This window comes from Pseudomonas sp. H3(2019), from assembly GCF_007713465.1.
Taxonomy (GTDB): domain Bacteria; phylum Pseudomonadota; class Gammaproteobacteria; order Pseudomonadales; family Pseudomonadaceae; genus Aquipseudomonas.
This window is the reverse complement of the sequence record NZ_VMSG01000005.1, coordinates 230,536-238,824: the sequence shown is the minus strand read 5'-3', so window position 1 is coordinate 238,824 and position 8,289 is coordinate 230,536. Positions and strand designations below refer to the sequence as shown.

Annotated in this window: 10 protein-coding genes; 9 read left to right on the top strand and 1 reads right to left on the bottom strand. The window is 58.9% G+C overall.

Going from position 1 to position 8,289, the window contains the following annotated elements; genetic code table 11:
* Positions 1-114: 114 nt before the first annotated feature.
* Entirely contained in the window at positions 115-978 is an 864-nt protein-coding gene (locus FPT12_RS08050) for a helix-turn-helix transcriptional regulator (protein WP_145015551.1), read from the bottom strand.
* A 435-nt stretch (positions 979-1,413) separates the two neighbouring features.
* Here FPT12_RS08050 and FPT12_RS08045 point away from each other — a divergent pair, with 435 nt between their 5' ends.
* The 9 genes from FPT12_RS08045 to FPT12_RS08005 all read left to right on the top strand — a co-directional run bounded on the left by FPT12_RS08045 (position 1,414) and on the right by FPT12_RS08005 (position 8,289).
* Positions 1,414-1,605, top strand: coding sequence for a Flp family type IVb pilin (locus FPT12_RS08045; RefSeq protein WP_123585187.1), 192 nt, complete (start codon positions 1,414-1,416; stop codon positions 1,603-1,605).
* Between the two features lie 156 nt (positions 1,606-1,761).
* Positions 1,762-1,953 carry a Flp family type IVb pilin gene (locus FPT12_RS08040; protein ID WP_123585186.1) on the top strand — a complete coding sequence of 64 codons (192 nt, stop codon included), beginning with the start codon at positions 1,762-1,764 and terminating at the stop codon, positions 1,951-1,953.
* Positions 1,954-1,983: 30 nt separating this feature from the next.
* Positions 1,984-2,514 carry a prepilin peptidase gene (locus tag FPT12_RS08035; RefSeq protein WP_145015549.1) on the top strand — a complete coding sequence of 177 codons (531 nt, stop codon included), beginning with the start codon at positions 1,984-1,986 and terminating at the stop codon, positions 2,512-2,514.
* Positions 2,515-2,516: 2 nt separating this feature from the next.
* The gene (locus FPT12_RS08030) at positions 2,517-3,851 is read left to right on the top strand and encodes an AAA family ATPase (RefSeq protein WP_145015547.1); all 1,335 of its coding nucleotides are present in this window, start codon (positions 2,517-2,519) and stop codon (positions 3,849-3,851) included.
* Between the two features lie 15 nt (positions 3,852-3,866).
* The gene (gene cpaB / locus FPT12_RS08025; RefSeq protein ID WP_145015545.1) at positions 3,867-4,688 is read left to right on the top strand and encodes a Flp pilus assembly protein CpaB; all 822 of its coding nucleotides are present in this window, start codon (positions 3,867-3,869) and stop codon (positions 4,686-4,688) included.
* Positions 4,689-4,755: 67 nt separating this feature from the next.
* Positions 4,756-6,093: a TadE/TadG family type IV pilus assembly protein gene (locus tag FPT12_RS08020; RefSeq protein ID WP_145015557.1), complete on the top strand. Its 1,338-nt coding sequence runs from the start codon at positions 4,756-4,758 to the stop codon at positions 6,091-6,093.
* Between the two features lie 8 nt (positions 6,094-6,101).
* Positions 6,102-6,581, top strand: a complete 480-nt coding sequence (locus FPT12_RS08015) for a TadE/TadG family type IV pilus assembly protein (protein WP_145015543.1) — start codon at positions 6,102-6,104, stop codon at positions 6,579-6,581.
* Positions 6,581-7,075: a TadE/TadG family type IV pilus assembly protein gene (locus tag FPT12_RS08010; protein ID WP_145015541.1), complete on the top strand. Its 495-nt coding sequence runs from the start codon at positions 6,581-6,583 to the stop codon at positions 7,073-7,075. The genes FPT12_RS08015 and FPT12_RS08010 overlap by 1 nt, the downstream gene beginning before the upstream one ends.
* A complete protein-coding gene (locus FPT12_RS08005) occupies positions 7,069-8,289 on the top strand; it encodes an AAA family ATPase (protein ID WP_145015539.1) in 1,221 nt (406 codons plus the stop codon). The genes FPT12_RS08010 and FPT12_RS08005 overlap by 7 nt, the downstream gene beginning before the upstream one ends.

Below are 8,289 nucleotides of genomic sequence, written 5' to 3'. Positions count from 1 at the left end.
GAGCACGACCTTGCCAAGGTCGGGGTCGCGAGTTCGAGTCTCGTTTCCCGCTCCATATTTAACAAAAACGCCGCTCATTGAGCGGCGTTTTTGTGTGCGCGTTATAAAAGTGTCTCAGCCTCCCAGGCTATGGATCAGGCTATCCAGCACTTCTGCGGTGGTTTCATTCAATTCTGCAACTACCGACGCTCTAAGCTGGTGCGCCAAGCGGTATTCGCTGGGTGTGCAGTTGGCGGAATGTTTGAAGGCCCGAGCGAAGTAGGAGGGGTCCTTGAAACCGGCTTCATAACCAATGCTGGTGATAGGCATCTGGCTGTTGCCGAGCAATTCCTTCGCAAAACTCATGCGTTTGTTCAAGATGTAATCCATGAAGCCGAGCCCGTAGGCTTCCTTGAACAGGCGGCTGAAGCGAAAGGTCGTCATGCCGCAACGTTTGGCCACATCCCTCTGATCGATGTTGTCCCGAAAGTGCTGATCGATGTACAGCAGCACATTGCTCAACGCCTGGTGTTTTTGGTGTTCCGGCGTCATCCGGATACTGCCCGGAAGGGTCGGGGAGTGGTCGATCTGCATCGTCTTGCGTTGGTCGCGAACATTGTGGCGCAGCTCGTGAAGCTGAATGACCGCCGTCAGGTAGCGATTCCTTTCGGCGGCTGAAAGGGGCAGCACCATGTATTCCCAGACACACGAACGCATCGCCCATACGGCCAGCTCTTCGGAGTGCTGCACGGTGAACATGGTGATCGGAATGGCCGGTGCGGTGCGTTTGATCTCCAGCAGCATCCTCAGGCCGGGTGTGTCGGGGCGATCAAAATGGATGCAGATCATATCGGCCTGCATCCCGCTGGAAAATGCGGAGCCTTTCGCCAGTTTGCAGTCGCAGGCGTGCTCGAACTGCGCAATGAGTTCGGGGGTGGAGCGATCGTGGGTCCGATCGAACCAGAGGAGTGATGGCTTCCTGATCACGTTCGACGTCATGTATTTGGCTCTGGGCTCTGAGGTTCTTCGTGCCTCTCTCCGCTGAGGAGTATTGCCAATGTGCTATCACTTTGCAGACTAAATCCTGATAAGAAAAACCATATTTAGTTCTATGCGTTCTATGTTCCGCCTGTAAGTCAGTGCCGGGCGGTTATTTATTGGCGCGTTGGCGGCGGATATGGCTGCAACCGTTCGTCGCTTGTGAATCAAGGGCAATGATCTTTGCCCTCCGTTCCTTGTTTAGAGCCTTTCCTTTCCCTTCTTTTCCTTCTGCGGACACCCACTACCCGCTAGTTGGCGGTGCCCGCAAAAAAGTCCTAGCGATGCGCAAAATCCTCCTAACCCCCTTGGGGATGCCCTGACTAAGGTAGCTACAAGCAGTGCAAAAAGTGCTGCTCCCCCGGAAGAACAACATTCAAGAATGAGGTGCACAAAATGACTCTTCAAACTATCAAGGCTTCGGTACTGAAGTTCGCCAAAGACGAAGACGGCCTGACCATCGTGGAATACGCGGTAGCGGGTGGGCTGATCACCGTGGCAGTTGCCGCCATGTTCACTCTTTTGGGCGGCGCAGTGAATACCAGGATCACAGCGCTGTGCGCCGCGGTCAAAGGTGCTGCCTGCTGATAATGACAACTTGCCGTGGGGGGGACGCGCGACGTCCATGGAGCAACCGGTTGTTACTGTCTTGCTGATAGAGCTGCCGGATAACTCGATGGACATCGTGCCGTCTCTACCAAGGTAGGTACTGATCTACATGACTGCAGTCGTGAGGTGCGCAAAATGACTCTGCAATTAATAAGAACTTCGGTGCACAAGTTCGCCAAAGACGAGGATGGCCTGACCATTGTGGAATACGCAGTGGCAGGTGGGTTGATTACGATCGCTGTTGTCGTTGCGTTCACTCTACTTGGTGGCGCAGTGAACACCAGGATCACAGCACTCTGCGCTGCGGTTAATGGTGCTGCTTGCTGATAACGATAATACCCAGTCGGGAGACGCGCCATGTCCACGGAACTGATGGTATCGACTGTTTTACTGATAGGACTTTTGGGCGTGGCGGTGGTGAGCGATCTGCTTCGCCACCGTATTCCCAACTTGCTGATTCTGCTGGGACTTGCCTTGGGATTGGTCGCTCAGACGCACTCAGGGGGAGTTAGCGGATTGGGAGACGGCCTGTTGGGCATCCTGATCTGTTTTGCACTGTTTCTGCCGATGTACGCCTTGGGTGGCATGGCCGCCGGTGACGTCAAGTTGATGGCCATGGTCGGCAGTTTTCTACCCTTCCATTACGCGCTGTGGGCTGCCTTATTCAGCCTGATAGCCGGTGGCGTGTGCGGTTTCCTGATAGTGCTGGTGCGCGGTCAGTTGTTACAGACCCTGGGGCGCTATTGGCTGATTCTGAGGGCGCAGGCCTATCTGGCGCCGACTTCAGAGGAGGTGGCCGGCAAGCCTTTCCCTTATTCGATTGCCATTTTGCTCGGCACTTTAAACACCATTCACTGGCAGCTCTTTGCCAGTGGGTTGGGAGGTTAGTCATGCACGTCATTGTCGAGAGTGATGCCTACCGCAATGAGCGAGAAGCGGTGCAACGACTGGCTCCCCAGCCGTGCACTATCAGCGAGACGGGTCTGACGGACAGTTTTCTCGGCGAGTTGGTGTGCAAACATTTGTATGACGCCGGCGTGCTGGACATGTCGCGGCTGGTGGAGCGCCTGGCGCTGACCGGCGCCGTGCTGGAAGAGGTCCTGGCGTTTCTGCGCAAGGACGGTCGTATCGAAGTGCTTGGGCAGATGGGCGTGCAAACGGGAGGCGGGCAGTCGCTGCGTTATGGCCTGACTGAACGCGGTCGCAGCGCCGCCCGCGATGCCCTGTCGCGTAGCGGCTATATCGGCGCGGCGCCGTTCCCGGTGAGTGCCTACCGTTCCCTGCTCAAGCTGCAGACCATTCACCACGGACGCATCAGCGCTCACGATATGCACACGGCACTTAACGGCGTAGTGCTCACGGAGGGGATGCTCGATCAGTTGGGTGTGGCGCTGAATTCCGGGCGGGCGATCATGATTTATGGCCCCGCGGGAACCGGCAAGACCTATGTCAGCAGTCGGTTGATTCGCCTGTTCGCCGAGGCTATCTGGGTGCCCTACGCCATTGTGATCAACGAGTCGGTGATCGAGATCTATGACCCGCAGGTACACCAGCGGCTGGACGATGGCAGTCCACAGAACAATCTGATGCTCAACGAAGGGATCGACCGTCGGCTGCTGTGCTGCAAACGCCCGATCGTCATTACCGGCGGTGAGTTGAGCATGGAGCAACTGGACATTCGTTATGACCCCTTCACCCGTCAATACCAGGCCGCCTTGCAGCTCAAGGCCAGCAATGGCCTGTTCATCATCGATGACATGGGGCGCCAGCGCATGCCGCCCGCCGAACTGTTGAATCGCTGGATCGTCCCGATGGAAGAGAAGCGCGACTTCCTCAACCTGGGAGGCGGGCGGCATTGCGAGCTGCCATTCGATCTGATTCTGGTGTTTTCCACTAACCTCAATCCCCTTGAGTTGGCCGATGAGGCCTTCCTCCGCCGGATTGGCTACAAGCTGCAATTCGGTTACCTGAAACCCGAAGAGTACGAACGGATCTGGCAGCAGGAGTCCGAGCGCCTGGGCATTCGTCATGACCCGCTGCTGGTGCGCTTTGCGCTGCAGAAACTTTACGCCGCTGAAGGCATGCCTCTGGTGCCTTGCCACCCCCGTGATCTCCTGAACATGGCGCTCGATCGTCAGCGTTACCAGGGTGGTTCCGGGCCACTGTCGCCGCAGGAACTGGAATGGGCCTGGCACAACTACTTTGTCCAGCTCGACTTCCTTTGAGTAGGAGATACAGACATGAGCTCTCGTACTGCAACGTTGATTGGCATTTCGTTGGTCATGGGCCTCGGCGCCGCATGGATGGCCAACTCCTGGCTGAGCGCACGGCTCAATGCCAGCCCGGATGATCACCTTCGAAGCGTGGTAGTCGCCACGGTCGAAATTCCTTTCGGGCAGATGGTCGAGGCCCAGCAGGTCGCGACTGTGCGCATGCCCATGGATACGATCCCGGACGATGCCTTCGACTCCAGCGACAAGGCGGTGGGCAAGATCGCCACGTTCGACATCCTGCGCGGCGACATCGTGCGTGGCGCACGCCTCAGTGAACACCTGGGTGGCAGCACCCTGGCTTCTTTGATTGACCCCGACAAACGCGCCATTTCGGTACGGGTGGACGACGTGGTCGGTGTCGGCGGGTTCCTGTTACCGGGTAACCGGGTCGATGTGCTGGCAACCAAACACACCGATGGAAACGGCAATAACGCCGTGTCACGGACCATCCTCGAGAACTTGCGCGTGTTGGCGGTGGATCAGACTGCTGGCACCGACAAGACCCAGCCGGTGGTGGTGCGTGCAGTGACACTGGAGATGACCGCCGCTGAGGCGGAAGCCCTGGTCACGGCGCAGACCGAAGGGAAGTTGCAACTGGCCCTGCGCAACCCGCTGAATCTCACGAAAAAACCGACCCCCGCACCTGTAGCACCTGCTGCACCTGTTACGCAGACCATTGCCATGGCCACCGAAACGGCGCCAAGACGCGTGGTACACCGTGGCGGCGGTAACGGCGGGGCGGTTACCGTTATTCGTGGGATCGAAGCCCATGTCGTCAATGTGCGCTGACAAGGCGCAATGGGTAGCAAGGTAGTGGCGGAGCCGATTCGGGTCCGTATCGGCAAATGAGGGCTTGATCATGAATTCTCGAATTCAACGGCCGTTTCCGGTAACGCCAAGGCGCCAGCGGGGATCGGTGACCGTACTGATGGTGATCGCGTTGGCCGCGATCACCATGATGGCGGCATTGGCGCTGGACGGCAGTCACCTGCTGCTGAACAAGACCCGCCTGCAAAATGCGGTGGACGCCGCGGCCCTGAGTGGCGCCAAAACCCTGAGTCAGCTCACCGGCGGTACCAACATTGCCAGCACAACGCGCACTGCCGCGCTGAATACGCTGACGCTGAATGCCAATGCCACGGGCAACACCGAACTGGCAACGGCCATCGGCGGCAACGCGGGCACCTTCGCGGTGGTGGAACTGGCCAACAGCGTTTACGGACCGTTCTCCTACCCGGGGCCGGCGAATGCCACTTATGTTCGGGTAACAGTACCGAGCTATCGCCTGACCGGTTTTTTCTGGAGTTTCGTCCAGTCATTGGGCACTCCTGGTCTGGGCAACAAGGCGGTGGCGGCGATGGCCACTGCCGGACCCAGCCCTACCAGTCCCTGTGATCTCGCGCCATTGATGGTCTGTGGTGACCCGACCCAAAACAGCCCGAGCACCGGGGTGTTCTGGGGCTTCCACTTTGGCGATTTGCAGGATTTGAAATCGGGCTCTGGCACTAAGTCCGCCATTGGCCCTGGCAACTTTCAACTGCTCGATTTCGGTTCGGGTGGCAGTACTATCAGGCAGGACCTGGCCGGCGGCGGCTCGGTATGCCGCAGCGTCGGGCAAAATGTCACGACCCAGCCGGGCAACCAGGTCGGCCCGGTGTCCCAAGGTTTGAACACCCGCTTCGGTCAGTACAGCGGACCGGTCAGCGCCACGGATTATCCGCCAGATCTGATCGTCAGCTACAGCACGCCAGTGATCAGCAACAACTCAGGCACACTGCAATACAAGGGCCAGAACGTCATTTCGAGCGGTGGCACGCTCACCGCTGGCGGCAAGGCGGTGCTTGGCTACAACGACTGGCTGGCGAGTTCCGCGGCGTGTGTCGCCGGCACAGGCAGTGGTTGCCAGAGCGGTGGAGTCTTCGAACGACGGATGCTGAAAATCGTGATTGGCGACTGTACTGGGCAGAATAATGGCGCCACCTCGATTCCGGTCCTGGGTTTTGGCTGCTATTTCGTGGTGCAGCCGGCCGGTGGCACGGGAGGTACCTCGGAGATCTTCGGGCAGTTCGTGCAGGAGTGCGAGGGCGACAATGTGCCGGGTCCCAATCCTTCGGGTAGTAGTTACGGCCCCCAGATCATTCAGCTCTACAAAACCTATATCAGCAATAGCGGCACTCCGAGCACTGACTCGTAGGAGGCGTCATGAGACTTCACGTGTTCAAACAACCGCAGGGCCAGCGAGGCATGGCATTGGTGGAATTCACCCTCGTCCTGCCGTTGATGCTGCTGCTGTTGCTGGCCCTCGGTGAGTTTGGCCGAATGCTCTTTCAGTACAACACCCTGTTACAGGCCAGTCGTGATGCCAGCCGTTACGTCGCCAGCCAGGCCTGGAACTCGACGCTCGGCGCTGTCTCTCTGAGCAGTACGCTGCAGACCAATACACAAAATGTGGCGGTCTATGGCGTGCCTGCCAACACCGGGACGCCTGTAGTGTCAGGGTTGACGACCGGCAACGTGGCAGTCTCCGCAGTGGGCACCGACCATGTACGGGTCACCATCACCTACACCTTCTGCCCGGTGATTGGCGCTGGTGCTTGTACCGGTTCGATTACCGGGCTCTTTGCCAATTCGATTGCGCTGAGTATTCCGCTGGTCGCCACGACTGTCATGAGGGCACTGTGATGAATCGCAAACAGATGCGCGGGGTCTATGTGGTGGAGTTCGCCTTCATCGGCTTGCTGGTGTTCGTTCTGTTGTTCGGCGTGCTGGAAATGGGCCGCCTGTACTTCACGGTCAATGCCCTCGATGAGTCCGTGCGGCGCGGCGCACGCCTGGCGGCGGTGTGCAATATCAGCGATCCGATTGTGTTGCAGCGGGCGATTTTCAATGCCGCGGGCAACACCGGCACCAGCCAACTGATCACCAATCTGGGCACTGGCAACCTGACGCTGACCTACCTGGACGCGAACGGTGCGCTGGTGAGCAACCCCACCGACACCGTTAGCGCCACCGGATTCCGTGCCATCCGTTATGTCCAGGTGAGCCTGCAAAGCTACGTATTCAATCTGTTTATTCCCGGGTTTGGCGTGCCCATCACGTTGCCCACCATCAGGGCAACCTTGCCACGCGAAGCCCTTGGGCATCATTCCGAATCAGGGGAGGTCACTCCATGCTGAATATCAAGGAAACTCCACTAAGCACTGCGACCGGCAAACCAGGGCTACGATTGCTGATCAGTAGCCGTGACGCCACGGCGTTGCGTGATCTGCAAGGCGTTTGCCAACGTATGCCCAGCCTGGAGGTGAGCACGCGTCTGGTGAGTAATGGGCATGTCGATCCGCTCTATGGTCTGGAACGGATGCCCGATCTGTTGTTGGTGCGCGTTAGCCATCTGTGGCGCGAGGAGCTGGCGGCACTGTTACAGCGTCCGGCCCATGAGCGTCCGCCGCTGTTGGTGTGTGGCCTGTTGAACGAGCAGGAGGGCATGCGCCTGGCGATGCAGGCCGGCGCTCGTGATGTCTTGCCGGAACCGATAGCCGAGACTGAATTGGTTGCTGCCTTGAGTCGTCTGGTTACGGAGGTTCGGGTCAACAGTGGGGCAGAAGGGAAGCTGATTGCCGTGATGGGCGCCAAGGGCGGCTCCGGCAGCACCTTGCTGGCCTGCAACCTGGCTCACCAGCTCAGCGTCAAGGGCGGCAATACCCTGCTTTTGGACATGGACCTGCAATTTGGCAGCGTGACGCATTACCTCGATGTGGCGCAATCGCACAGCCACCTGGAAGTGCTGCAACAGGTTGAGGACATGGACAGCGTCGCACTACGCGGTTTTTGCAGCCACTTCAGCCCGACCTTGCATGTGCTGGGGGGGCGGGCCGGCGAGTTGTGCCTGCCGCAGGATGCCCAGCCCGAGCAACTCGATGCCCTGTTGCAGTTGGCCCGTGCCAGCTATGACTGGGTGGTGGTCGACCTGCCGCGGCAAATCGACCACCTCACAGGCTCCGTGCTCGAGCAGGCGGATCGGGTGTACGTCGTGGTGCAGCAGAGCGTCAGCCATCTTCGGGATGCCAGCTCGCTGACGCGGATTCTTCGCGAAGACCTGGGCGTGCGCGGGGATCAATTGCAGGTGGTGGTCAACCGCTATGACAAGGCGGCGGCCATCAGCCTCAAGGATATCGGCGAGGCGCTACGCTGCGCGAACCTGTTGAAATTACCCAACGACTTCAACCTGGTCAGCCAGAGTCAGAACTCTGGTGTGCCGTTGGGGGTGCAAGCACCGCGGGCTCCGATCAGCGTCGCCGTACGCCAGATGTCCGAGGCGTTGGTCGGTAAGCAGATGACCGGGAACAAAGGCTTGTTCAAACGTGCCTTCAACCGTTTTTTCGGGGGATAA